The sequence below is a fragment of the Streptomyces albofaciens JCM 4342 genome (genome assembly GCF_008634025.1).
GTDB lineage: Bacteria > Actinomycetota > Actinomycetes > Streptomycetales > Streptomycetaceae > Streptomyces > Streptomyces albofaciens.
Genome location: NZ_PDCM01000002.1, coordinates 2,758,059 through 2,783,625, shown reverse-complemented (window position 1 = coordinate 2,783,625; position 25,567 = coordinate 2,758,059). Strand labels below are relative to the sequence as shown.

The 25,567-nt window shown below is 72.6% G+C and carries 19 protein-coding genes; 12 read left to right on the top strand and 7 right to left on the bottom strand.

The genetic code is table 11. From position 1 onward, the window contains the following. The 5 genes from CP973_RS32025 to gatB all read left to right on the top strand — a co-directional run bounded on the left by CP973_RS32025 (window position 1) and on the right by gatB (window position 5,876). On the top strand, window positions 1–2,118 hold the full coding sequence (locus tag CP973_RS32025) for a putative bifunctional diguanylate cyclase/phosphodiesterase (RefSeq protein ID WP_150247318.1): 2,118 nt from the start codon (window positions 1–3) through the stop codon (window positions 2,116–2,118). A 192-nt stretch (window positions 2,119–2,310) separates the two neighbouring features. Then, window positions 2,311–2,607 (top strand): Asp-tRNA(Asn)/Glu-tRNA(Gln) amidotransferase subunit GatC, encoded by a 297-nt coding sequence (gene gatC / locus CP973_RS32020; RefSeq protein WP_003984986.1) that lies wholly within the window; start codon window positions 2,311–2,313, stop codon window positions 2,605–2,607. Window positions 2,608–2,612: 5 nt separating this feature from the next. Continuing rightward, the gene (gene gatA / locus CP973_RS32015) at window positions 2,613–4,106 is read left to right on the top strand and encodes an Asp-tRNA(Asn)/Glu-tRNA(Gln) amidotransferase subunit GatA (protein ID WP_150247317.1); all 1,494 of its coding nucleotides are present in this window, start codon (window positions 2,613–2,615) and stop codon (window positions 4,104–4,106) included. Next, complete coding sequence (locus CP973_RS32010; protein ID WP_150247316.1) at window positions 4,103–4,345, top strand: hypothetical protein; 243 nt, start codon at window positions 4,103–4,105, stop codon at window positions 4,343–4,345. The genes gatA and CP973_RS32010 overlap by 4 nt, the downstream gene beginning before the upstream one ends. 22 nt (window positions 4,346–4,367) lie before the next feature. Next, a complete protein-coding gene (gene gatB / locus CP973_RS32005) occupies window positions 4,368–5,876 on the top strand; it encodes an Asp-tRNA(Asn)/Glu-tRNA(Gln) amidotransferase subunit GatB (RefSeq protein WP_150247315.1) in 1,509 nt (502 codons plus the stop codon). A 57-nt stretch (window positions 5,877–5,933) separates the two neighbouring features. Here the strand turns inward: gatB and CP973_RS32000 are convergent, their stop codons facing one another. Then, a complete protein-coding gene (locus CP973_RS32000) occupies window positions 5,934–7,697 on the bottom strand; it encodes a chitinase (RefSeq protein ID WP_425282043.1) in 1,764 nt (587 codons plus the stop codon). A gap of 347 nt (window positions 7,698–8,044) precedes the next feature. Here CP973_RS32000 and CP973_RS31995 point away from each other — a divergent pair, with 347 nt between their 5' ends. Continuing rightward, window positions 8,045–9,658, top strand: coding sequence for an FAD-binding oxidoreductase (locus CP973_RS31995; RefSeq protein WP_150247314.1), 1,614 nt, complete (start codon window positions 8,045–8,047; stop codon window positions 9,656–9,658). 169 nt (window positions 9,659–9,827) lie between these two features. Here the strand turns inward: CP973_RS31995 and CP973_RS31990 are convergent, their stop codons facing one another. The 3 genes from CP973_RS31990 to CP973_RS31980 form a co-directional block, all read right to left on the bottom strand. Continuing rightward, window positions 9,828–10,103: a DUF7848 domain-containing protein gene (locus tag CP973_RS31990; protein WP_150247313.1), complete on the bottom strand. Its 276-nt coding sequence runs from the start codon at window positions 10,101–10,103 to the stop codon at window positions 9,828–9,830. 268 nt (window positions 10,104–10,371) lie between these two features. Further along, a complete protein-coding gene (locus tag CP973_RS31985; RefSeq protein WP_244410145.1) occupies window positions 10,372–10,545 on the bottom strand; it encodes a hypothetical protein in 174 nt (57 codons plus the stop codon). Between the two features lie 151 nt (window positions 10,546–10,696). Next, window positions 10,697–11,866 carry a helix-turn-helix domain-containing protein gene (locus CP973_RS31980; protein WP_150247311.1) on the bottom strand — a complete coding sequence of 390 codons (1,170 nt, stop codon included), beginning with the start codon at window positions 11,864–11,866 and terminating at the stop codon, window positions 10,697–10,699. 121 nt (window positions 11,867–11,987) lie between these two features. Between CP973_RS31980 and CP973_RS31975 the strand changes: the two genes are divergently transcribed. The 6 genes from CP973_RS31975 to CP973_RS41505 all read left to right on the top strand — a co-directional run bounded on the left by CP973_RS31975 (window position 11,988) and on the right by CP973_RS41505 (window position 22,497). Then, the gene (locus CP973_RS31975) at window positions 11,988–13,190 is read left to right on the top strand and encodes an NsdA family TPR-like regulatory protein (RefSeq protein ID WP_150247310.1); all 1,203 of its coding nucleotides are present in this window, start codon (window positions 11,988–11,990) and stop codon (window positions 13,188–13,190) included. A gap of 177 nt (window positions 13,191–13,367) precedes the next feature. Further along, a complete protein-coding gene (locus CP973_RS31970; RefSeq protein ID WP_150247309.1) occupies window positions 13,368–15,497 on the top strand; it encodes a phosphocholine-specific phospholipase C in 2,130 nt (709 codons plus the stop codon). Between the two features lie 340 nt (window positions 15,498–15,837). Further along, window positions 15,838–18,108 (top strand): MMPL family transporter, encoded by a 2,271-nt coding sequence (locus CP973_RS31965; protein ID WP_150247308.1) that lies wholly within the window; start codon window positions 15,838–15,840, stop codon window positions 18,106–18,108. Window positions 18,109–18,239: 131 nt separating this feature from the next. Continuing rightward, the gene (locus CP973_RS31960) at window positions 18,240–18,881 is read left to right on the top strand and encodes a hypothetical protein (RefSeq protein ID WP_150247307.1); all 642 of its coding nucleotides are present in this window, start codon (window positions 18,240–18,242) and stop codon (window positions 18,879–18,881) included. Between the two features lie 226 nt (window positions 18,882–19,107). Next, the gene (locus CP973_RS31955) at window positions 19,108–19,287 is read left to right on the top strand and encodes a hypothetical protein (RefSeq protein WP_150247306.1); all 180 of its coding nucleotides are present in this window, start codon (window positions 19,108–19,110) and stop codon (window positions 19,285–19,287) included. Window positions 19,288–19,401: 114 nt separating this feature from the next. Continuing rightward, a complete protein-coding gene (locus CP973_RS41505) occupies window positions 19,402–22,497 on the top strand; it encodes a helix-turn-helix transcriptional regulator (RefSeq protein ID WP_150250573.1) in 3,096 nt (1,031 codons plus the stop codon). A gap of 145 nt (window positions 22,498–22,642) precedes the next feature. Here the strand turns inward: CP973_RS41505 and CP973_RS31945 are convergent, their stop codons facing one another. The 3 genes from CP973_RS31945 to CP973_RS31930 all read right to left on the bottom strand — a co-directional run bounded on the left by CP973_RS31945 (window position 22,643) and on the right by CP973_RS31930 (window position 25,536). Then, complete coding sequence (locus CP973_RS31945; RefSeq protein WP_150247305.1) at window positions 22,643–22,825, bottom strand: DUF6191 domain-containing protein; 183 nt, start codon at window positions 22,823–22,825, stop codon at window positions 22,643–22,645. Between the two features lie 250 nt (window positions 22,826–23,075). Beyond that, complete coding sequence (locus tag CP973_RS31935; protein WP_244410143.1) at window positions 23,076–24,224, bottom strand: PQQ-dependent sugar dehydrogenase; 1,149 nt, start codon at window positions 24,222–24,224, stop codon at window positions 23,076–23,078. Between the two features lie 319 nt (window positions 24,225–24,543). Then, complete coding sequence (locus tag CP973_RS31930) at window positions 24,544–25,536, bottom strand: aldo/keto reductase (protein WP_150247303.1); 993 nt, start codon at window positions 25,534–25,536, stop codon at window positions 24,544–24,546. Window positions 25,537–25,567 lie beyond the last annotated feature (31 nt).

The window sequence follows — 25,567 nt, the reverse complement described above, 5'->3', positions numbered from 1 at the left end:
ATGAAACCGACCGACAGCGCCGCTCCGGCGTCGCGGCTTGGCCGGCTCGTCGCGCCCGCGCTGCCCGCGGCCGTCGTGCTGGCGGCGGGCGGCGCGCTCGCGGTGGGAGTGGTCCGGACGCTCGGCGCCGGCCGGGCGCTCTTCCCGGAAGGCGCCGTCGGCTGGGCCCTGGCCATCTTGACCGGGGTGATCGTGGGCCATCTGGTCGCGCTCGGCCGCGACCGCTGGTGGGGCGGCACCGGATCGGGTGCCGCCCTGGCCCTCGCCGTCCTGCTGCTGTACGGCTGGGTGCCCGCCGTCCTGGTGAGCGTGGCCGTCGTCGTCCTGGTCGGCGCGGCCCGCCGGCACCGCTGGCGACAGGCCCTGCTGCACGGCGCGGTGGACGTCCTCGGCATCGGCGCCGCGGCGCTGGGCCTCGCCGCCTTCCACGTCGTCCCGACCATCGAGCACCCGTGGCAGCCCGCGGCCTGGGACCTGTCCGTCCTGCCGGACATCCTGGTAGCGGCCCTCGCCTACCTCCTCGTCACCCGTTCCCTGCTGTGGTTCACGATGGCGCCGCGCAGCGGCGGCCTGCCCACCATCGCCCGCACGGCGCTGGCCCGGCAGGCCCTGGTCGGCGTGGCGCTGCTGGGCATCTCGCCGCTGATCGTGGTCGCCGCCGTGCACGCCCCGTTCCTGCTGCCGATGTTCGCCGTCCCGCTGATCGCCCTGGACTCCACCCTGTGGATCGCCCGCGCCCGCGCCGAGGAGCAGCTGCGCGACCCGCTGACCGGCCTGCCCAACCGGCAGTGGCTGCTGGAGCGCACCTGGACCGCGCTGGACGACGCCGAGCGCATCGGCGCCCGTTCCGCCCTGGTCCTGATCGACCTCGACCGCTTCCGTTCGGTGAACGACACCCTCGGCCACCTGGCCGGCGACCGGCTGCTGCTCCAGATAGCCGACCGGCTGCGGCACGCGCTGCCGCGCGGCGCGGAGGCCGCCCGCCTCGGCGGCGACGAGTTCGCGGTGCTGCTGCCCACCGCCGACTCCCTGACCAGCGCCCAGCGGGTGGCCCGCAACCTGGTCGCGGCCCTCGGCTCGCCGCTCGACCTGGACGGACTCACCCTCGTGCTGGAGGCCAGCGCCGGGGTCGCCGTCTTCCCCGACCACGCCCTGGACGCCGAGGGACTGCTGCGCCGGGCCGACGTGGCCATGTACCAGGCCAAGCGGGACCGCAGCGGCGTCGAGGTCTACGAGGCCAAGCGCGACGGCAACACCCCGGACCGGCTGGGCCTGTTGGGCGACCTGCGCCGCGCGCTCGACGCCGGTGACGTGGAGCTGCACTACCAGCCCAAGGTGGGCTTCGACGGGCATGTGGCCGGGCTGGAGGCACTGGTCCGGTGGGTCCATCCGGAGCGCGGCAGGGTTCCGCCGGACGAGTTCATCGCCATCGCCGAGTCCTCCGGGCTGATGCCGCGCCTGACCGAGTACGTGCTGGAGACCGCGCTCGCCCAGGTGGCCCGGTGGCGCGCCTCCGGCCTGGAGGTGCCGGTCGCGGTCAACGTCTCACCCCGCGACGTGCACACCCCCGGCTTCGCCGGCGCGGTGGCCGCCCGGCTGGCCCGCCATCAAGTACCGCCCGGTTCGCTCCAGTTGGAGATAACGGAACATGTGCTGCTGGAGGACCCGCAGCGGGCCGCCGACACCCTGGCCGGGCTGACCGGGCACGGCGTCAAGATGTCCCTGGACGACTTCGGCACCGGCTATTCGTCCCTCGTCCACCTGCGCCGCCTCCCGGTCAGCGAGCTGAAGATCGACCGCAGCTTCGTCGCCCGGCTGGCGGTGGACAACGAGGACGCCGAGATCGTCCGCTGCACCCTGGACCTGGCCCACTCGCTGGGCCTGCTGGTGGTCGCCGAGGGCGTCGAGGACGACGAGACCTGGGAGCGGCTGCGCGACCTGGGCTGCGACGCGGTGCAGGGCTGGCTGGTCGCCGCCGCGATGCCGCCGGACGAGACCACCGCCTGGCTGCGGGCCCGCGGCGAGCGCGGCTGGCAGCGCGAGACGGAGCGGTCCGTCACGGAGCCCCAGCACGAGCGCGCCGCGGCGGTCGAGGAAGCCGACCAGCGGGTGACCTGACGGGGCCGGGACCCGTGCGGGCCCCTTCCCGTACGGCCCCGCACCCCGTACGGACGAGCCCCCGGCCCCGTACGGCCCACCCCGTACCCCAGGCGCTCCCGGGAATGCGTTTCGACCCTCTATTGCGTACGCCATAGGATTGGCCCGGACATCTGGAAGAACAGCCAAGACACTCACCCTGAGGATCGCTGCATGCCTGGCATCACGCGCGAGGAGGTCGCCCACCTCGCCCGGCTGGCGCGCTTGGAGCTGAAGGACGAAGAGCTCGATCACTTCGCCGGACAGCTCGACGACATCATTGGCGCGGTCGCCCGCGTCTCCGAGGTCGCCGACCAAGACGTACCGCCGACCTCCCACCCGCTGCCCCTGACCAACGTCATGCGCCCGGACGTGGTCCGGCCGTCGCTGACGCCCGAGCAGGCGCTGTCCGGCGCCCCGGCCCAGGAGCAGCAGCGTTTCAAGGTGCCGCAGATCCTGGGGGAGGAGTGACCGACATGGCAGATCTGATCAAGCTCACGGCCGCCGAGATCGCGGCCAAGATCGCCGCCGGTGAGGTCACCGCCGTCGAGGTCACCGAGGCGCACCTGGCCCGTATCGAGGCCGTCGACGAGAAGGTGCACGCCTTCCTGCACGTGGACCGCGAGGGCGCGCTCGCCCAGGCCCGAGCCGTGGACGCCAAGCGCGAGCGCGGCGAGAAGCTCGGCCCGCTGGCCGGTGTGCCGCTCGCGCTGAAGGACATCTTCACCACGGAGGGCGTTCCCACCACCGTCGGCTCCAAGATCCTCGAAGGCTGGCTGCCGCCGTACGACGCGACGCTGACCAAGAAGCTCAAGGCCGCCGACGTCGTCATCCTCGGCAAGACCAACATGGACGAGTTCGCCATGGGGTCCTCCACCGAGAACAGCGCCTACGGCCCGACCGGCAACCCCTGGGACCTCACCCGCATCCCCGGCGGCTCCGGCGGCGGCTCCTCCGCCGCCCTCGCCGCCTACGAGGCCCCGCTCGCCATCGGCACGGACACCGGCGGCTCGATCCGCCAGCCCGCCGCCGTCACCGGCACCGTCGGCGTCAAGCCCACCTACGGCGCGGTCTCCCGCTACGGCATGGTGGCGTTCTCCTCGTCCCTCGACCAGGGCGGGCCCTGCGCCCGTACGGTCCTGGACGCGGCCCTGCTGCACGAGGTGATCGCCGGCCACGACGAGCTGGACTCGACCTCCATCGACGCGCCGGTCCCGCCGGTCGTCGAGGCGGCCCGCAACGGCGACGTCAAGGGCATGCGCATCGGCGTCGTCAAGGAGTTCTCCGGCGAGGGCTACCAGGCCGGCGTCATGCAGCGCTTCAACGAGTCCGTGGAGCTGCTGCGCGAGCTGGGCGCGGAGATCGTGGAGATCTCCTGCCCGTCCTTCGACATGGCGCTCGCCGCGTACTACCTGATCGCGCCGTCCGAGTGCTCCTCGAACCTGGCCCGCTTCGACGCCATGCGCTACGGCCTGCGGGTCGGCGACGACGGCACCCGGTCGGCCGAGGACGTCACCGCGCTGACCCGCGAGGCCGGTTTCGGCCCCGAGGTCAAGCGCCGCGTGATGCTCGGCACGTACGCCCTCAGCTCCGGCTACTACGACGCGTACTACGGGTCCGCCCAGAAGGTGCGCACGCTCATCACCCGGGACTTCGAGAAGGCCTTCGAGCAGGTCGACGTGCTGGTCTCGCCGACCACGCCCACCACTGCCTTCCCGATCGGCGAGCGCGCCGACGACCCGATGGCGATGTACCTCGCCGACCTGTGCACGATCCCGACCAACCTGGCAGGCAACGCGGCCATGTCGCTGCCCTGCGGCCTGGCTCCCGAGGACGGGCTGCCGGTGGGTCTGCAGATCATCGCTCCTGCCATGGCCGACGACCGGCTCTACAAGGTCGGTGCCGCGGTCGAGGCCGCGTTCACCGCCCGTTGGGGGCACCCGCTGCTTGAGGAGGCACCGTCCCTGTGAGTGGAAAGCTCGCGAAGGCCAAGGGCTTCAAGAAGTCCAAGGCCGGTACGTATCTGTCCATCGGCACCACGCTGTTCGGTGCGGTGAGCGTCGTCAAGCAGGCGAAGGCGGCCAAGGGCGAGCAGGACAAGCTCCAGCTCCTCGATGCCGTCGTCTCCGCCGCCGCCATCGCCACCGGAGTCGCGCTGCTGATCCGCGATCTGCGCCGTCTCAACAGCGACGACGTGCTCGCGGGCTGAGCGGGACTGAAAGGTTAGTTTCGTGACCGTCACTGAACTGGTGTCGTACGAGGACGCGCTGGCCACCTACGACCCCGTGATGGGTCTTGAGGTGCACGTCGAACTCGGCACCAAGACCAAGATGTTCTGCGGGTGCTCGACCGCCCTGGGCGCCGACGCCAACTCGCAGACCTGCCCCACCTGCCTCGGCATGCCCGGCTCGCTGCCGGTCGTCAACGCGGTCGGCGTCGAGTCCGCGATCAAGATCGGCCTGGCGCTGAACTGCTCCATCGCCGAATGGTGCCGCTTCGCCCGGAAGAACTACTTCTATCCGGACATGCCGAAGAACTTCCAGACGTCGCAGTACGACGAGCCCATCGCCTTCGACGGGTACCTGGACGTCCAGCTGGAGGACGGCGAGGTCTTCCGCGTGGAGATCGAGCGCGCCCACATGGAGGAGGACACCGGCAAGTCGACGCACGTCGGCGGCGCCACCGGCCGCATCCACGGCGCGTCCCACTCCCTCCTGGACTACAACCGCGCCGGCATCCCGCTCATCGAGATCGTCACCAAGCCCATCCAGGGCGCGGGCGAGCGGGCCCCCGAGGTCGCCAAGGCGTACGTCGCCGAGCTGCGTGAGCTGATCAAGGCGCTGGGCGTGTCCGAGGCCCGCATGGAGATGGGCCAGATGCGCTGCGACGTCAACCTCTCGCTGCGCCCCAAGGGCACCGAGAAGTTCGGCACCCGCTCCGAGACGAAGAACGTCAACTCGCTGCGGTCGGTCGAGCGCGCCGCGCGCTTCGAGATCCAGCGGCACGCGGCCGTGCTCTCCTCGGGCGGCACCATCATCCAGGAGACCCGCCACTTCCACGAGGAGGACGGCTCCACCACCCCCGGCCGGGTTAAGGAGGAGGCGGAGGACTACCGCTACTTCCCCGAGCCCGACCTGGTCCCGGTGGCCCCCTCCCGCGAGTGGGTCGAGGAGCTGCGCCAGGGCCTGCCCGAGCTGCCGCGCGTACGCCGCAACCGGCTGCGCGAGGAGTGGGGCGTCTCCGAGCACGACATGCAGTCGATCCTCAACGCCGGCGCCGTGGACCTGATCGTCGCCACCATCGAGGCCGGCGCGGACTCCGCCGCCGCCCGCAAGTGGTGGATGGGCGAACTGGCCCGCCGCGCCAACGAGGACGGCGTCGAGCTCGCCGCCCTGCCCATCACCCCGGAGCAGGTCGCGCGGGTGGCGGCGCTGGTCGCCGAGGGCTCCCTCAACGACAAGCTGGCCCGCCAGACCATCGAGGGCGTCCTCGCGGGCGAAGGCGACCCGGACACCGTCGTCGAGAAGCGCGGCCTGAAGGTCGTCTCCGACGAGGGCGCGCTGGGCAAGGCCGTGGACGAGGCCATCGAGTCCAACGCCGCCATCGCCGACAAGATCCGCGGCGGCAAGGTGGCCGCGGCCGGCGCCCTGGTCGGCGCGGTCATGAAGGCCACCCGCGGCCAGGCCGACGCGGCCCGGGTCCGCGAGCTGATCCTGGAGAAGCTGGGCGTCGAGGGCTGACGTCCGGTAACGCGGCAAGGGGCGGCACACCGGTGGTGTGCCGCCCCTTCCGCTGCCTTACGGCAGGTTGTGGACGTGCGGGCCCACGCCGTTCGACCAGGCGCTGCCGGACGCCGCGTCCCAGTTGGTGGACCAGGTCATGGCGCCGCGCAGGGACGGGTAGGTCTTGGCGGGCTTGAAGGAGCCGCAGCCGGTGCCCTTGGTGAGGCAGTCCAGCGCGCTGTTGACGACGCTGGGAGACACGTAACCGCCACCCGCGGCCCGGGGCGAGGCCGGGACACCGATGCCCACCTGGGACGGGTCGAGGCCGCCTTCGAGCTGGATGCAGGCCAGCGCGGTGAGGAAGTCCACCGTGCCCTGCGAGTAGACCTTGCCGTCGCAGCCGAGCATCGAACCGCTGTTGTAGTACTGCATGTTGACGACGGTGAGGATGTCCTTGATGTTCAGCGCGGTCTTGAAGTAGCCGCCCTGGGTGGACTGCATGTCGATGGTCTGCGGGGCCATGGTGATGACCAGCTTGCTGCCCGCCTTCTGGGACAGCGAGCGCAGGGCCTGCGACATGTAGGTCGGGTTGATGCCGTTTTCGAGGTCGATGTCGACGCCGTTGAAGCCGTACTCCTGCATGAGCGCGTACGCGCTGTTGGCGAAGTTGTTCGCGGAGGCGGCGTCGTTGACGGAGATGGTGCCCTTCTCGCCGCCGACGGACAGGATGACGTTCTTGCCGGCCGCCTGCTTCGCCTTGATGTCGGCCTTGAACTGCGCGACCGTGTAGCCGCCCAGACCCGCCGAGTCGAGGTTGAAGGTGATCGCGCCGGGTGTGGTGGTGGCGTCGGCGAAGGAGACCGCGATGATGTCGTACTGGTCGGACACCTCGCTGATCTTCTGTACGGTCGCGCCGTTGTTGAAGTTCTGCCAGTAGCCGGTGACCGCGTGCTTCGGTACCGAGGGGCCGGGATTGCCGCCGCCCGGGGACGTGGTGGCGGTGACCTCGGCGGACTTGGCCGACTCGCCCGCCGCGTTGGTCGCGGCGACCTGGAAGCGGTACGCGGTGGAGGGGCTCAGGCCGGTCACGGTGGCCGAGGTGCCGGTGACCGCCTGGACCTTGGCGCCGTCGCGGTAGACGTGGTAGCCGGTGGCGTACTTGGCCGGGTTCCAGGACAGCGCCACGGAGGACGAGGTGACGGCGCCCGCGGTCAGCCCGGTGGGCGCGTCGGGGACCGGGTCGCCCGGGTCGCCGTTGCCCCCGCCGTCCGGCCCGAAGACGCTGATGTCGTCGGCGAAGTAGGCGGCCTGCCCGTACCAGCCGTGGGTGTAGACGGTGACGGAGGTGGTGGAGGGGCCGGTGGTGAAGGTGGTCTTCAGCTGCTGCCAAGTGGTGGCGCCGGGGGCCCAGGTGGACACGTCGGTGGTGCCGGTGCCGCTCGCGCCGAGGTAGACGTACGAGCCCTGGACGTACGCGCTGAGCGTGTACGTCGAGTTGGGCTTGACCGCCACGGTCTGCGAGCACTTGGCCTGGTCCGTGCCGGAGGGCGTGGCCTTCAGGGCCGAGGTGCCGCCGTGCACGGGGGAGGACACGGTGGAACCGGCGCCCGCCGAACACGTCCATCCGGAGAGCCCGGACTCGAACCCGGGGTTCTTCGCGTTGTTGACGTCGGCGGCGGCTCCGGTGGCGGCACCGGAGGCGGCGGCGTGGGGGGCCGCCGAGGCGCCGGCCGCGGTGCCGGTGACGGCGAGGGCGGCGGCCGCCAGCCCGGTGAAGGCGGTACCGATCCACCGTCTGTGCCGGGAGCGGGGGGTGCGGGACATGAGGGGGTGCGGCATGGCTGTCTCCAAGTGATGAGCCCGGAAGGGCCGCCCGCCGGGTCCGGAGAACCGGGCGGGCGTCGCGCAAGCACAAAATGGTCCAGACCAATGCGGTTGTCAAGAGTTTGTGAAGTGTTCATGGATGGGCGTCCCTTGGAGGGGTGCCCGGGAGAACCGTTCTTTCGGATGACGCGGGCCGGTCGCGCGCCCTCCTGAGGGAGGGCGGGCAGTCGCGTCCGTACACCGTTCTCCCTAGGGGCGAGTTGGTCTCGGCGGACGATGCTCCGGGGTCGTGCGGGCCCGATGGTGGAAGGGTGAATCACGACCAACCACCGTCAACCTCAGCACAGTTACGGGAGCGGACCATGGCCGAAGTGAAGCGCCGGACCCTGCTCGCGGGCGCGGCGGCGCTCGGCGGCACGGCCGCGGCCGTGGCGACGCCGGGCATCGCGGCAGCCGCGCCCGCCGCCCCCGGGGCCGCCGCCGCTTCCCCGGCTCCCGTCACCCTCGGCCCGGACGACCCGCGCTACTCCTCCCTCACCCGCCGCGGCAGCAACAGCCGTTTCGTCGGCAAGCCCGAGCGCGTCCACGTCGTGCGCACCACCGGACAGGTCGTCGCCGCCGTACAGCAGGCCGTACGGGACGGCAAGCGCATCGCCGTACGCAGCGGCGGCCACTGCTTCGAGAACTTCGTCGACGACCCGTCCGTCCGCGTACTGATCGACACCTCACCCATGCGCGCGGTCCGCTACGACACCGCCCGCCGCGCGTTCGCCGTCGAGCCCGGCGCCCTGCTCGGCGAGGTCTACCGCGCCCTCTTCCTCGGCTGGGGGGTCTCCATCCCGGCCGGCGCGACCGCGGAGGTCGGGGTCGGCGGGCACGTCCTCGGCGGCGGCTACGGCACGCTCTCGCGGCGGTACGGGCTGTCCGTCGACCACCTGTACGCCGTCGAGGTCGTCGTGGTCGACCGGTCGGGCCGGGCCCGCAGCGTGGTGGCCACCCGCGACCCCAAGGACCCGAACCACGACCTGTGGTGGGCGCACACCGGCGGCGGAGGCGGCAACTTCGGCATCGTCACCTGCTACTGGTTCCGCGACCCGGCCGCCGAGGGCGACGACCCCGCCCGGCTGCTGCCCAAGGCCCCGGCGTCCGTCCTCAGCTTCATCGCGACCTGGAACTGGAAGGACCTCGACGAGCGCGCGTTCGCCCGCCTGGTGCGCAACCACAACACCTGGTACCAGCACAACAGCGCCCCGGACAGCTCGTACGCCGACCTGTTCAGCGTGCTCATGCTCAACACCCGCAACACCGGCACCCTCACCCTGGTGGGCCACCTGGACGCCACCACGCCGGACACCGAGCGGCGGATGCGCGCCTACGTGGACGCCGTCGGACGCGGCACGGGCGCCAAGCCGGACATCCGGCACCACGTCCGTCCCTGGCTGGAGGCGGTCGCCCTCGTCCAGGAGAGCGAGCCGGCCCCGTTCAAGGTCAAGTGCGGCTACCTGCGCAAGGGCTACACGGACCGGCAGATCACCGCGCTCCACCGGCACCTGGCGGGCCCGGCGTCGGAGAACATCTCCGGGTCGCTGTGGCTGGTCTCGTACGGCGGAAAGGTCAACACCGTCGCACCGGACGCGACCGCCGTGGCCCAGCGCGACTCGATCCTCAAGGCGATCTACATGACCGGCTGGGAGGGCGAGGAGGCGGCCGGGGCGAAGCCGCTGGCCTGGCTCCGCGCCTTCTACCGCGACGTGTACGCGGACACCGGCGGCGTGCCCGTACCGGGCGAGGTCAGCGACGGCTCCTTCATCAACTACCCGGACCGTGACCTGGCCGACCCGCACCAGAACACCTCCGGCGTGCCGTGGCACACCATCTACTACAAGGACAACTACCCGCGACTGCAACGCGTCAAGGCTCGCTGGGACCCGCGGAACGAATTCCGGCACGGGCTGTCGGTGCGGTTGCCGGGGTGACATGACCCGTGCCCGGGGCGGTTGCCGTGCTGGTGGTGGTCAGTTCTCGCCGGTCGGGACGACGAAGCCCCGAGCCGGGCCACCATCAGCACGTCGGCCGGGTCCCGGGTCGGTCTTCCGGAAGGTGGTGGCGATGGCCGCGTCCACACCCTCCCCTCTCTGCCGGGGCTCAACGAGGCGCCTGAAGCGGCGGGACCTCCGCCTGCCCCTCGTTCAGTTCCAGGCGGCGTACGAGCGCCACGTCCTGGAACGTCCGGGCGAACGTCGGATGCCCCGTACGGCCTGTATGCGCCATCGCCGCCAGGTCGGCCGCCTTCAGGTCGGCGGTCTCCGTCAGCGTCCACGGGCATCCACCGGTCAGGCAGCACGCCGATACGGTGATCTCGCTTTGCGGGTGGGTGCCGATGGTGTGCTTCACGGCGCGGATCACGCTGCGGGGGCTCATCGGCGTACCGCCGGGGCGTTGACCGGTAGCCCCAGTACGCGCGGCTCGTGCGGGTGGTTGCGGATCTCCAGGGAGCAGTCCAGGGCCGCCGAGTGGTTGGTGCAAGCGTCCGCCGTGCCCCTTCCCGTCCGGTACGCCCGCCGCCATGCCGCGGCATGTGCGCACACCTCGCACCCCTGGACCGGCACGGGTTCGAGTGACGGGGACCGCATGGGGGGATCGACCGGCGGTTCCGGATAGCTGCGGCGTGGTGCGGAGTAGGAGCGGTTCACGGCCGGCTCCTGACCGGACGCGTCCAGGTCAGCGCCCGCGCGCGCTCCTCGCCGGTGGGCTTGCGCAGGTGGTCGGGACGCACCGCCCATTCACGTCCGCCACCAGGCGGGACGAGGTACACGGCCCCTTCGAGCCGCCTGCGCACCTCGCCGATCCTGTCGTTCGTCATGTCCACCGCGTACGTGCCCGTGGTGGGGGCCCAGTCGTAGGCCATAGTTCATCGCCGTCCCCTCGTGGTCCGATGGCATCCACGGTAGGAACGGCAACTTCCCGCTGTCTGTGGCACTTTGTGAGGCCGGTAGCGGGAAGTGCCACAAACGCTAGAGCGGCAGGCCCACCACGTCGGCCATCGTCCGCATGTCCGCCGTCAACGTCCGGCGCCCCCGGACCACCCGGCCGAGGATGTCACGGGCATAGCGCTGATTCGGCAGCCATTCGGGGCTGTCGGAACGGATCTGCTCCAGCTTGCCGAACGCCTCGGCGTATTCACCCGTTTTGGCGTAGGCGTCGGCCACGTCCAGCAAGTGCCGGTTCCGGTTGTTCGACGTGGGCTTGAGGCTGAAGACCGGCACCCGCTCGGCGATGCGGAGCACCATGTCGGGCCGGTCGATCACACCGGCGTTCTCGGCGGCCTTGAGCTTGACCGTGGTCGGCCCGAACGTACGGAGGAAGTCGTTGTTCGGGGCATGCTCGCGTCCGAGGGCGACGGCTGCCGCCGTGGCGAACTTCAAGGCGTCCTCGGCGTCGCCCGGCTGCGAGTTCCGGACGGCGGCAGCGGACACGCGGAGCAGCATCCAGCCCCAGGTGCTCAGCTCTGCCGGAGTCGCGCGGGACACCCGGGGTTCGGTCTCGTCGGCCCACTTCACGGCCAGGTCGTACGCCTTGCCCAACTCACCCTGGCGCAGCAGCAGCCAGCACAGCGTGTTGACTGTGGCCGCACCTTCCATGCGGTCGGCCGAGTCGTCCAGGGCGCGTTCAAGGGCTGTCTCGGCGGCCGTGAACTGCCGGGTCTGAACCATGAGCCACCCGGCGAGCTGCAAGAGCCGCACCCTTACTGCCCGGCCCTCCGAGCCGAGCGCTTCGGCGTCCCGCAGCAGGGACGGCAGCAGTACCGCCAGTGCCGTGTACTGGTCGTGGGCGAAGAGGGGAGCTGCCTCGCGGAGGGAGTCGCGTATTCCGCTGACGGTCGGCGGCTCGTCGTTCAGCCCCGGTGCGACGGGGGGACGTACCAGCGCTTCCCGGACGGCCGCCCAGCGATCCACTGTGTCGGCGCCGGCATCCTCCGGGTTCGGTCCGCCGGCCAGGCGCATCGTCGGCACCCTCAGCGCGTGTGCGAGCTTGCGCAGTGTCTCCAGGCGAGCAGTTTCCCGCTCGCCTTGTTCGAGCTTCCGGATGGACGAGAGCGAGACTCCCGACGCATCGGCCAGTTCACGTTGTGACAGCCCGCGACGCTTGCGGACTTCTTTGACCCTCTGCCCCGCAGTGCTCATGCTTCGAGCGTACGACGGGGACCTCGTCCATGGCATGGGAAAGGACCCCGACCCGCCCAGCCGGGGAGCGGCGTGGCCACCAGCGGCCCCATGTAGGCCAGGTGTCGGCCAGGCTGGCCCCATGGGAAGCTGCATCGGGGCCAACATCCGGCGTGAGCGGAGCCGCCTCGGGTGGAGTCAGGAGCGCTTGGGGCGTGAGGTCTGCCGGGGCGCCGGGGTCATGGGTGGACCGGTCGGCCGCCAGGAGGTCAGCCGGTGGGAGCAGGGGAAGCGCACGCCCCGTCAGTGGCTGCCGTTCATCGCTGCTGCCCTCGGTGTGTCCATGGACGTGCTCATGGAGCCGCAGAAGCCGGATGAACCACCCTTGCCGACCCTGGCGGACTTCCTGCCCGACGACGACCCTCTGGCCCCGCTCAGCGCCCGCGAGGGCCGACGTATCGGTATGGGGCAGGTCGGTGACCTGCGAGAGCGCGTACACGGGCTCCGGCTCGCAGATGACGTGCTGGCCGGGGGCGACTTGATCCGGCCCGCTCTGCGGGAACTCCGCGCCGCTGTACGGCTGTACAAGGAAGGCGCCCACTCCGGGGAGGTGGGGTGTGCTCTTCTCCGGCAGATCGGCGAGTTGGCGCAGATCGCGGGATGGATTGCCAGTGACGCCGGGCAGCACGCGGATGCGGAACGCGTCTACCGGCTCGGAATCAGTGCGGCGACGCAGGCGGGCGACCGGACGCTGGCCGGAAACCTCGCTGGATCGCTGGCCTATCAACTGAGCAACACCGGCGAGGAGGTTGACGGGGCCCGGCTCGCACAGGCAGCCCTCGACGGGGCGGGGCCGGACGCGCCTCCGAAGGCCCGCGCGTTGTACCTCGATCGGGTGGCATGGGCCCACACCAAGGCAGGGGAAGCCCAGCCTGCCATGCGGGCACTCGGAGAGGCCGGTGAGGCGTTGGCCGCGGACGGCGCGGGCGTCGAGTCTCCCGCCTACCTGTACTGGGTGGACGCCGGGGAACTACGGGTCATGGAAAGCCGGGTCTACACGGAGCTGCGCCGGCCTCTGCGGGCGGTCCCCCTGCTGCGGGACGTACTCAGCCGCTACGACACGACACACACCCGGGAACTCGCCCTGTACCTGTCGTGGCTGGCCGTCGCGCTGGCCGACGCGAACGAACCGGAAGAGGCGGCAGCGACAGCGGAACGGGTCATCACCCTGAGCGAGACCGTGACCAGCGACCGTACGGCCGCGCGGGTTCGCGTGGTACGGGAGCGGCTGGAGGGATACCGGGACGTGCCGGAAGTCCGGGCGGTACTCGACGGCGCGGCGTGAGCGCCGACGGCGGGGTGAGGCCACGTCCGTAACCGGAACCGGACCCATCTGTTCCCCAACTTGTCACCCCGATACCTATCCGACGCCACGATGCTCCACTACCGTCCCGCTCGCCCCCGCCAATGGGCCGGCGGCGAACCATTGCCCGACCGTGGGCAGTCGACTGGGAGGTCGAGCGTGGCATCCGAGGTATCTCGCAGACGGGTCATGGGACTTGGTGCGGCGGCGGCCGGTGCGGCTGCCGCCGCGTCGTTGCTGCCGCCGTCGTTGCAGCAGGCGCTGGCCGCCGGACCGGCCGTCGAGGGGCGCGGGCACGGGCATGGCCGGGGCGGGCTCGACGCCATCCGGCACGTCGTGGTGCTGATGCAGGAGAATCGTTCCTTCGACCATTACTTCGGCATGCTGCGCGGCGTACGCGGCTACGCCGACCGCAACGCCGTCCGGCTCCCGAACGGCCGGAGCGTCTTCGAGCAGTCGGGCGCGGCCGGCACCGGGACCGTGCTGCCCTTCTCCGTACGCGAGGCCGCGGCGGCCCAGAAGAAGGACCTCCAGTACATCGGCGCGCTCAACCACGACTGGTCCGGCGGCGCCAAGGCGTGGCGCGACGGGTGGATGGACAACTGGGTGACCGCCAAGACGGCCGCCACCATGGCCCACTACGACCGCCGGGACGTACCGCTGCACTACGAGCTCGCCGACACCTTCACCGTCTGCGACGCCTACCACTCCTCGATCCACTCCTCCACCAGCCCCAACCGCAACCACCTGGTCAGCGGCTGGACCGGGCCCGAGCCGGGCTCCGGCAAGCGCGCGGTGGGCAACGACGCCTACGCGGAGGACACCCACCCCGGCTACGCCTGGCCCACGTACGCCGAGCGCCTGGAGAAGGCCGGGCACAGCTGGCGCGTCTACCAGGAGTGGGACAACTTCACCGACAACAACCTGGAGTTCTTCGCCACCTTCAAGGCCGTCATGAAGAAGGCGCTGGCCAAGGTGGGCGGTGGCGTGCAGAACATGACCGCGTTCTACGGGGAGGTGGCGGCGGCCGGGGAAGCGGAGCGCAAGCGCTTGCAAGGACTGCTGGACGAGGGCGTACGGGCGCTCAGCGCGGCCGACCGCAGCCTCTTCGAGCGCGCGCTGCGCCGTGGTGAGCCGGGTTCCACGGCCACCGCCTTCGCCGCCGATGTCGCCGCGGGCAAGCTGCCCGAGGTGTCCTACATCGTCCCCTCCGCCGCGGACTCCGAACACCCCGGCTCGTCCTCACCGGTCGCCAGCGCGACCATCGTCTACAAGGTCCTCGACGCGCTCGGCAAGAACCCGGACGTGTGGCGGCACACCGCGCTGTTCCTCACGTACGACGAGAACGACGGCTTCTTCGACCACGTGCCGCCGCCGGTGCCTCCGCAGGGCACGGAGGGCGAGTTCTGGGACGGGAAGCCGACCGGGCTCGGGATACGCGTGCCGATGCTGGTCATCTCGCCCTGGACGGTGGGCGGCTACGCCTGCTCGCAGGTCTTCGACCACACCTCCATCGTCCGCTTCCTGGAGCGCTGGACGGGCGTGCGCGAGCCCAACATCAGCGCCTGGCGGCGCACCGTCTGCGGTGATCTCACCACTGCCTTCGACTTCTCGCGCGGGCGCCGGCAGCCCGCCGTGGAGCGGCCCGGCGCGATCCCGCCGTTCAGCGGGCGCTGGTCCCCGCGCCCGCCGCGCGAGCAGCGGCTGCCGCGCCAGGAGGAGGGCACCCGGCCCGCGCGTCCGCTGCCGTACCAGCCCGACGCGGACGGCGCCTACGACGCGCAGGGCAAGCGCTTCCGGCTCGCGGTGCGCAACACCGGCCGGGCGAGCGCGCACTTCGCGCTGTACCCGTACGCGGGGGAGTACGGCACGCCGCAGCACCGCGACGTGCTGGGCCGGGCCGACTGGGAGGTGCCGGTCAAGGACGGCGCGTACCGATTCACCCTTACGGGCCCCAACGGGTTCCGGCGCGAGCACGCGGGCACGGCCGCCGGCGCGGCAGCCGAGGTCCGGATCGGCACCCGCCTGGACGCGCACCGCCGTGAACTGCACCTCACGCTCGTCAACAAGGGCCACGCGGACCTCACCTTCACGCTGAAGCCGCTGGCGTACAGCGACGCGGCCCCGCGCACGATCACCGTACGGGCGGGCAGCACCCGTACCGTCGCGCACGCCGCGGCGGCCGGGCACGGCTGGTACGACCTGGACCTGTCCGTCGCGCAGGACGCGTCCTTCCACCGCCGCTTCATGGGCCACATCGAGAACGGGAAGGAATCGATCACCGGCTGACCGGAGCGGGCGGAACGGACACCTCTGGGGCGGGACCGGGCCCCTCTCGGTCGGAACCGGGCGCCTCTGGGGCGGGACCGGGCTCCTCCCGGTCGGAACCGGGTGCCTTCCGGTCGCCCGGTGATCCCCGGCCGGAGTTCCACTTCCCGGTCCCTTTGTGGGGAAGTCCACAAAAGGGTCAAAGGATCTTTTCCTGCTGTCACTCTGCAAGAGGTACGGGCCCGTCGCTCCTTCGTCGGCAGGCGGCGGTCCCGTGCTTCCCCCTCCATTACGCGTTCGGCACCACGGGTACATCCCGGGAGACATCGGCGCCTGACCCGGGAAGCAGACGAAGAGCTCCATGACCGCACTGACCCGGTGGTGCCTGCGGCGCCGCATCGTCGTGATCGTGCTCTGGCTCGCCGCCTTCGCGGGAGCCGCCGCCGCGGCCGGGACCGCCGGCTCCGCCTACTCCGACCGCTACGACGTCCCCGGGACCGAATCCGGGCAGGCCGGAGCCCTGCTGGCGCGGGCGTTCCCGGACCAGGCCCGGGGCGGCGACACCATCGTGTGGCACACCGCGTCCGGCACCGTCCGCGCGGGCGCCGTGCAGAAAGACCTCCAGCAGACCCTCGACACGATCGCCCGGATGCCCGGGGTCGCGTCCGTGCAGAGCCCGTACGGCCCCCAGGGCGCGGGCCAGATCAGCCGGGACGGGCACACCGCCTACGCGGAGCTGTCCTTCGACGCCCCCGCCAACGGCTCCGGGGACCTGGACAAGGCGCAGGTCCAGCGCGTCGTGGACACCGCCAGGGCCGCCGCGGGCGACGGACTCCAGGTGGAGCTGGGCGGCGCGGACATCGCGGTCACCGAGTCCTCGGGGACGCACCTCGCCGAGGCGATCGGCCTCGCGGCCGCCGGAGTCGTCCTCTTCCTCGCCTTCGGATCGCTCGCCGCCACCCTCCTGCCGCTGGTCACGGCGGTGGTGAGCGTGGGCACCGCCTCGGCGGGCATCGCGCTGCTCGGCCACGCCATGACGGTGGCCGACTTCGCCCCGATGCTGGGCATGCTCGTCGGCCTCGGGGTCGGCATCGACTACGCGCTTTTCATCGTGACCCGGCACCGCAGAGGGCTGAAATCCGGCCTCTCCGTACGGGAGGCCGCCGAGCGCGCGGTCAGCGTCTCCGGGCGTGCGGTGGTCTTCGCCGGGGCCACCGTCTGCATCGCCCTGCTCGGCATGTTCGTGCTGCGGCTCGGCTTCCTCAACGGTGTCGCCCTCGCCGCCTCGCTCACCGTCGTCCTGACCGTCGCCGCCTCGATCACCCTGCTCCCGGCGCTGCTCGGCGTGATCGGGGAGCGGGCGCTGAGCCGGCGCGAACGGCGGCGGCTGGCCGCCGAGGGGCCCCTTCCCGAGCCGCCCGCCGGTTTCGCCGCGCGCTGGTCCGGCTTCGTCGAACGTCATCCCAAGCTTCTGGGGGCGGCCGCCGCAGCCCTCATGCTGCTGCTGGCACTGCCCACGCTCTCCCTGCACCTGGGCACCTCCGACCAGGGCAACAACCCCGCCACCAGCACCACCCGCCAGGCGTACGACCTGCTCGCCAAGGGCTTCGGGCCGGGCTCCAACGGGCCGCTGTCCCTGGTCGGCGACCTCGACGGGGCCAAGGACCGGCTCGCCTTCGACCGGCTGCCGGCCGAACTGCGCAGCACCCCGGGTGTGGCGCAGGTACAGGGCCCGGAGTTCGACGGCAGTGGCAGCACCGGCGTGATCACGGTCGTACCGGACGGCTCCCCGCAGTCCCGGCAGACCTCCGACCTGGTGGAACGGCTGCGCGACGAGGTGCTGCCGAAGGCCGCCGAGGGCACCGGCATGCAGGTCCACGTGGGCGGGGTGACCGCGAGCTACGACGACTTCGCCGCCGTCATCGTGGGCAAACTGCCGCTCTTCGTGGGCACCGTCATCGGCCTGGGCTGCGTCCTGCTGCTCCTCGCCTTCCGCAGCATCGGCATACCGCTGAAGGCCGCCGCGATGAACGTCGCGGCCGTCGCGTCCTCGTTCGGGATCGTGGTGGCGGTCTTCCAGTGGGGGTGGGGGAGCGAACCGCTCGGGCTGGGCAGCGCGGGCCCGATCGAGCCGTTCCTGCCGGTGATCATGGTGTCCGTGCTGTTCGGGCTCTCCATGGACTACCAGGTCTTCCTGGTCAGCCGGATGTACGAGGAGTGGCGGCGCACCGGCGACAACCGCCGCGCCGTACGGGTCGGGCTGGCCGAGACCGGCCGGGTGATCAACTCGGCGGCGGTCATCATGATCGCGGTCTTCGCGGCGTTCGTGCTCAGCGGCGACCGCATCGTCGCGATGTTCGGCATCGGCCTGGCCGCCGCCGTCGCCCTGGACGCCTTCGTCCTGCGCACCCTGCTCGTCCCCGCCCTGATGCACCTGCTCGGCGGCGCGAACTGGTGGCTGCCGGGGTGGCTGGAGCGGCGGCTGCCGCGGATCAGCATCGAGCCGCCGGAAGCAGCGCCGGACCGCGGGCCGGTGCCGGGCACCGGGGCGGACGGGCCGGCGGTTCCGGTTGCGGTTCCGCTTGCCGTCCCGGGACAGCGGCAGGGCGGCGAAGGGCTGGTACGGCGCTGACGGGCGGTCCCGGGCCGGGCGGGCCGGCCGCGCAGTCCCGGACGGCTCGTACGTCCACCGGTGTGGCCGGTTTCCCCCGCGTCACGGGCGTTCTCATAGGTCTCTCAGACGCGGCACCTACGGTCGCGCCCATGGACACGACGAAGACCGAAGCGCGCACCGACGACACGAAGGCGGCCGAGGCCGCCGAGGCCCCCGGTACGACGGAGGCCACCGGCACGTCCGAGGCTCCCGGGGCCGGGAAGACGGACGGGGAGCCGCCCGCCGGCGCCACGGTCGACGAGGACGCCCCGCGCGGCACCGACGCCGCCGACGAGGACCGGGAAGACACCGAGGACGCCGAGGCGGACGCGCCGCCGGCCGCCGCCACCGCGACCGGCTCGGTGGCGTCCGGCGCCGGCGCCGTCGTCGCCGCCGGGCTGGGCCTGGCCTCGCTCACCGGCACCTGGATGGGCACGGTCCTGGCCGAGCGCCAGACGCTGCTCGGCCAGATCAAGCTCCAGACCGGCAAGGCCACCGACCAGATCGGCACCGTCTACGGCGCCCCCTGGCACACCCACGCCCTGGTGAACGGCCTGTTCGCGCTGCTCGCCGTGGTGGTCGCGGGCCTGGTCCTCACCCGTACCCGCCCGGCCTGGGTACGGGCCGTGGCCTGGGGCGGAATCGCCCTCGGCGTGCTGGGGATCATCGTCTCCGCGGGCATGTACTTCGACTTGTTCGCGAGCCTGCCCACGCTGCCCAAGAGCGGCGGGGCCGGGGCCTCCGGGTCCTGAGGTACCGACGCCTCGGCGGGCCCCGGAACCCGGCATTCCCTAAGGCCGTGAGCGGCCGCCTAAGGATCCGCCGCTCCGGGGCCCCGCGCGGCTAAGGCCCCCGTACTCCCCAAGATCGGGAACCTGCCCGATGTGGCGCGCCCCTCTGGGCGAGCAGGCTGGAGCACGTCAACAGGACACCGCCCTCAGGTGTCACCGTGCCCACGCCGGAACCAGGGAGCACACCATGTTCTACGGGGAACTCGAACTCCGCGCCCGCTACGAGGAACTGCGGCGCCAGGCCGACCGCGAGCGACTTGCCAACGAGGCCCGCAAGGCCCGCCGCGCGCGCCGGGGCGGCTCCGGGGCCGACGGCCCGGAAAGGCGGGTGAGTGGCTCGCCCGACCGGTTCACCAGGGCCGCCTGACCGGCGGGCCGGCCGGTGAGCCGTTCGACCGACACGGCTCCCGTGGCCCGACCGGGGCCCCGGGAGCCGTCTCGCGTGACCATGACCACTGCCGCGTTGTCAGACCCCTGTGCGATGCTCAGCGGCGTGGAAACCAGGTCCGTCAGTCCGGTGTTCGTCGGCCGCGGCAGTGAGCTAGGCACACTGCGCGGCGCTCTCGCCCGCATCAAGGAGTCGGGCGAGCCCCGGGCGCTGCTCATCGGCGGCGAGGCGGGGGTCGGCAAGACCCGGCTCATCGAGGAGTTCGCGTGCGCCGCGCGGGCCGACGGCGTCCTGGTCGCGATCGGCGGCTGCATCGAGATCGGCTCCGAGGGCCTGCCGTTCGCCCCGTTCTCCGCGGTCCTGCACCTGCTCAACGCCCAGCTGCCCGGGGAACTGGCCGCCGCCGTCTCCGGCCAGGAGGGCGAACTGGCCCGCATCCTGCCCGAGCTGGGCGAGCCCGCCCGCGAGGCGCACGACGACGAGCAGGGCCGGGCCCGCCTCTTCGAGCTGACCGCCCGGCTCCTGGAGCGCCTGGCCGCCCACCGCCCGCTCGCCGTCGTCATCGAAGACCTGCACTGGGCCGACCGCTCCACCCGGGAGCTGTTCTCCTACCTGCTGCGCGCCCTGAACGACGCCGGCATCCTCCTCGTCGCCACCTACCGCTCCGACGACATCCACCGCCGCCACCCGCTGCGCCCCTTCCTGGCCGAGATCGACCGTATGCGTACGATCCACCGCGTCGAACTGGCCCGCTTCAACCGCTCCGAGGTGCGCACCCAGATCGCCGGCATCACCGGCCGCGACCCCGACGAGGCCCTGGTCGACCGGGTCTTCGAGCGCTCCGAGGGGAACGCCTTCTTCGTGGAGGAGCTGGCCCGCGGCATCGGGGACGGCTGTCTGACCGGCCTCAGCGACCCGCTGCGCGACCTGCTGCTCGTCCGGGTCGAGGCGCTGCCCGAGGACGCCCAGCGGGTCGTGCGGGTGGCCGCCGAGGGCGGCTCCACGGTCGAACACGAACTGCTCGCCGCCGTCTGCGGCCTGCCCGAGGACGACCTCATCGAGGCGCTGCGGGCGGCCGTCGGCAGCAACACCCTGGTGCCCGACCGGGACGGCACGGGCTACCGTTTCCGGCACGCCCTGGTCCGCGAGGCCGTCGTCGACGACCTGCTGCCCGGCGAGCGCACCCGCCTCAACCGCAGGTACGGCGAAGCCCTGGAGGCCAACCCCTCGCTGGTCCGCGCCGACACCTGCGCCGCCCGCCTGGCCAGCTACTGGTACCACGCCCACGACCCGGCCAAGGCGCTGCCCGCCGTCCTCGCCGCCTCCGTCCAGGCCCGCCGCCGCCACGCCCACACCGAGCAACTGCGGCTGCTGGACCGCGCACTGGAGCTGTGGGACGACGCGCCCAAGGAGGTCCGCCGCGCCGTGCGCCCGGCGGACTACGCCGAGGCGTACCCGGCCTGCGGCTGCGACGATGACGCGCTGCACTTCATGGATCTGCTCGCCGAGATCGCGGTGGCCGCGCGCCTGTCCGGGGACACCGAGCGCGCCTTCACGATCACCAAGCGCGCCCTGCGCTCCCTCGACGCGGAGAAGGACCCGCTGCGCACGGCGTGGTTCCTGCTCCAGCGCTCCCGCCTCGTGCAGGGCACCGGCCGCGGCGACGGCTGGACCGAACTGGCCCGTGCCCAGGAGCTGGTGCGCGGCCTGCCGCCGTCCTCGGTGCACGCCGCCGTGCTCGCCCAGTCCGCGTCCTGGGCGATGCTGCACACCCCCGGCTCCGAGAGCTTCGCCACGGCCGAGCGCGCCGTGGAGCTGGCCCGGCTCGTCGGCGACACGGAGCAGGAGCTGAATTCGCTGGTCACCCTGGCCGGCCTGCGGGTCGACTCGGGCGATGTGGAGGGCGGACTGGAGCAGCTGCGCGCCGTCCTGGAGCGGGCGGTGGCCCGCGGCTGCTCCTCGGTGGTCGCCCGCGGGCACATCAACCTCTCCTCGGCACTGGAAGGCGTGGGCCGCTCCGCGGAAGCCGTCGAGGTGGCGGACCGGGGCCTCGCCCTCACCGAGCACTACGGCCTGAAGGAGAGCACGAGCTGGGTCAGCGGGAACCGCGCCGAGTCGCTCCAGTCACTGGGCCGCTGGGAGCAGGCGCGGGAAGCGGCCCTGGCCGCCCGCCGCCGCTCGCTGAGCGCCCGTTCCCGCGCCCTGGCCACCAACCGCCTCGCGGACCTCGCCCTGAAGGAGGGCGACGTGGACCGCGCGGAACGGCATCTGGCCGTCGCCCGGGAGCACTACGGCACCCACGACCTCCAGCCGCAGCACTCCCTCCCCCTCACCCGGTACGCCCTGGAGATCGCCGCCGCCCGGGGCCGCGTCGCGGACGTACGCGACATCCTCCGGCAGGCCCTGGAAACCGGTTTTCCGCCCGGCACCCAGCGGTATGTCTGGCCGCTGCTGTGGGCGGCGGCCACCACCGAGTCGGAGTTGCGCGGTCTGCCCGCCGCCGAGCCGGGGCGGCCCGCCACCCTCGCGCGCATCCGGCAGGCCGCGAAGGGCACGCCCGCCGTATCACCCGTCTGGGTGGCGTACGGCAGCGCCGTGGAGGCCGAGCTGCTGCGCGCCGCCGGCCGCCCGGCACCGGACGCCTGGGCCGCCACGGTGGCCGCCTTCGAGCAGGTGGAGCGCCCGTGGGAACTCGCCGTGGCCGCCTACCGCTGGGCCGAGGCGCTGCTCCACGACGCCGCGCGGGCAACGGCCGGGCTGAAGGGCCGCACGCCGCGCGAGGCCGCCGCGCTGCTGCTCGTCCAGGCCCGCGACGCAGCCGGCGGGATGGGCGCCCGGTCGCTCACCGACGGGATCGAACGGCTCGCCCAGCGCGCCCGAATACCCCTGGCGGGGCGGCCGGAGCCGGATGCCGCGCGGCCCACGGAGGAGCGGGCCGCCGTCACACCGCCCGCCGAGACGTTCGGCCTGACCCCGCGCGAGCGCGACGTCCTGCGCCTGGTCGCGGCCGGGCGCAGCAACCGCCAGATAGCCGACGAGCTGTTCATCTCGCCCAAGACGGCCAGCGTCCACGTCTCCAACATCCTGGCCAAGCTGGGCGTCTCCGGCCGCGGCGAGGCGGGCGCGATGGCCCACCGGCTGCGGTTGTTCGCCCCGGCGGAGTCGCCGACGGAGCTGTCGGCGGGGTAGCGGCGCGGGGTGAGCGGGCCGGGTGCGAGGACGGGCTGGGCGCGAGGACGGGCTGGGCACGAGGGGCGAGCCAGGTGCCGGGACGGACCGCGCGCGAGGGCCAGCTGCGCGCGAGGGCCGGCCGGGCGCGAGGACGGCTGCCCCGTCAGGAGTCCGGCGGCGGTTCCTGCTCCGGTAGGCGGATGGTGACCTTGCCCGAGGACAGATCTATCGGCCCCTTGCCCGGATCGCTGTCGCCGGTGTCCGTGACCACCAGGGTCAGCCGCCGCCGTTCCTCGTCGGTGTGCTTGCGCCCCGGCGCGAACAGTTCCTCCACCAGGTTGAACATCCCGCCCCCTGACGACGTGGCCGGCCCCGTACGACGAGTGTAGGCACCAAGGGAACGAAACGGGCGGGTACGGGCCGGGCGGTACGGGTCGGGTGGGTGCGAATCGGGCGGGTTCAGGCCGGGTGGGTACGGACCGGGCGGATACGGACCGGGCGGGCCCGGACGCGAGCCGATCGCCGCGCCCCCCGGCAGGCCGTCCCCGCCCCGCCAGTCATCAGCTCCCCTTCAGCCGTCAGCTCACCTCCAGTCATCAGCTCACCTTCAGCCGCAGAATCCGGTCATCGCCCTTCTTCGGTTCCCCGCGCCCGTCCGTGTTGCTGGTCACCAGCCACAGCCCGCCGTCCCCGGCCGGCACGACCGTACGCAGCCGCCCGTGCTCCCCCTGGAGAAACGCCTGCGGCGGCGCCGACGTCTCCCGCCCGGCGAGCGGGATGCGCCACAGCCGTTCGCCGCGCAGCCCCGCCATCCAGATCGACCCCTCGGCGTACGCGATACCGCTCGGCGAGGCGTCCGCCGTCGCCCACTGCGCCACCGGGTCCACGAACCGCGCGTCGCCCCGCCCCTTGCCCTCCACCTCGGGCCAGCCGTAGTTCCTGCCCGGCTCGATCAGGTTCAGCTCGTCCCAGGTGTTCTGGCCGAACTCGGCCGCCCACAGCCGCCTTTCGGCGTCCCAGGCCAGACCCTGCACATTGCGGTGCCCGTAGCTGTAGACCACCGAACCGGCGTCGGGATTGCCCTGTGCCGGCGCGCCGTCCGGCGTCATGCGCAGGATCTTGCCGCCCAGCGACTTCCTGTCCTGCGCGAGGCCGGTGTCGCCGGTCTCGCCGGTGCCCGCGTAGAGCATCCCGTCCGGGCCGAAGGCGATCCGGCCGCCGTTGTGGACCTGCCCCTTCGGAATGCCATTGAGCACCGTGTCGGGCGCGCCCAGCTGTTGGCCCGCGAGCTTCTTCTCGTCGTAGCGCATGCGGGCGACGCGGTTGTCGGACTCGGTGGTGAAGTACGCGTACACCTGGTGGTCCCGGCCGTACGACGGCGCCACCGCGAGCCCCAGCAGACCGCCCTCGCCGCCCGGCGCCACCCCCGGCACCGTCCCCAGTTCGGTCTTGCGGCCGCCGTCCGCCGCCACCCGGAAGATCTTGCCGGTGTCGCGCGAGGACACCAGCAGGTCACCGTCCGGCAGTGCGGCCACTCCCCAGGGTGAGGTGAGATCCGTGGTGAGGGTGCCGGTCACCGTCGCCGAGCCCTTGGCGGGCGGGGCGGAGACGGAGGCGGAGACCGAGGCTGAGGGCCGCGGGCCGCCCGGGGACGAGGCGGCGGCGGAGCCGGCCCCGCCCGGCGCGCCGCCGGACGAGCACCCCGCCGCGAGCAGCAGCGAGGCGGCGGCCAACACGGAGGTCACGGAGCGTCGTTGCACGGCGAAGTCCTCTCGTCGACGGAACCCGCCTTACGACACCACACCCCACCCGCCAAGTCAGGCCCCCACTCCGGACCACCACCCCGCACCCGCCAACCGGCCGTCGCCGCCCGGCACGACCGGCCGTCGCCGCCCGGCACGACCGGCCGTTGCCGCCCGGCACGACCGGCCGTTGCCGCCCGGCACAACGGGCCGCTGCCGCCCCGCACCCGCCAACCAGCCACCGCCGTCCCCAAACCGCCACCCCCAAACCGCCCCCGGCCCCACCCCTCCCGGCCCTGCTAGGTTGACGACAGCGCGCTGCCTAGTCCCACGACCCCCGCGCCGGCGGCAGCGCCGCGATCTCCGCCAGGTCGCGGCGGTCCAGCACCAGGCCGGCCGCCGCGGCGTTCTCGGCGGCCCAACGTTCCTTCTTCGTACCCGGTACGGGCACCACGTGCCGCCCCTGCGCCAGTACCCACGCCAGCGCCACCTGCCCCGGCGTGGCCCCGTGGCGCGCGCCGACCCGGCGCAGGCCGGCCACCACCGGCTGGTTGGCGGCCATCATCTCGGCCGTGAAGCGCGGGTGCCGGGCCCGTATGTCCTCCGGTTCGAAGCCCTGGCCGGGCGTCAGCGTGCCGGTGAGGAAGCCGTTGCCCAGCGGCATCGCGGCGAGGAAACCCACGCCCCGCGTGACGCACCACGGCAGCAATTGCTCCAGCGCCTCCTTCGACCACACCGACAGCTCGGCCTGCACACTGCTGACGGGGAACACCTGCTGGACGCGTTCCAGCTGGCGCAGCGTCCCGTCGTACAGCCGCGCGCCCCGGCGGCGTCCGGCGCGCGCGCCCACCGCGCACAGCCCCAGCGACCGCACCTTCCCGGCCGCCACCAGCTCCGCCATCGCGCCCCAGGTCTCCTCGATGGGCACCTCGGGGTCGGTCCGGTGCAGCTGGTAGAGATCGATCACATCGGTCTGGAGACGGCGCAGCGAGGCGTCACAGGCGCGCTTGACGTACCCGGGCCGCCCGTTGGCGACGATGTGCTGCTCGCCCACCAGCAGCCCCACCTTGGTCGAGACGAAAGCCTCCGCGCGGCGCTCCTTCAGGGCCCGGCCGACCAGCAGTTCATTGGTGAACGGCCCGTACATGTCGGCGGTGTCCAGCAGTGTGCAGCCCCGGTCGAGCGCGGCGTGCACGGCGCGCAGCGAGCCCTCCCCGTTGCGCTGCGACTCGGTGTACCCCCAGCTCATCGGCATGCAGCCGAGTCCGATAGCACCCACTTCGAGCGCTGTAGCCCCGATTGTCCTGCGCTCCACGCGGTCGTGCCTCCATCCCCTCGCCCCCGAT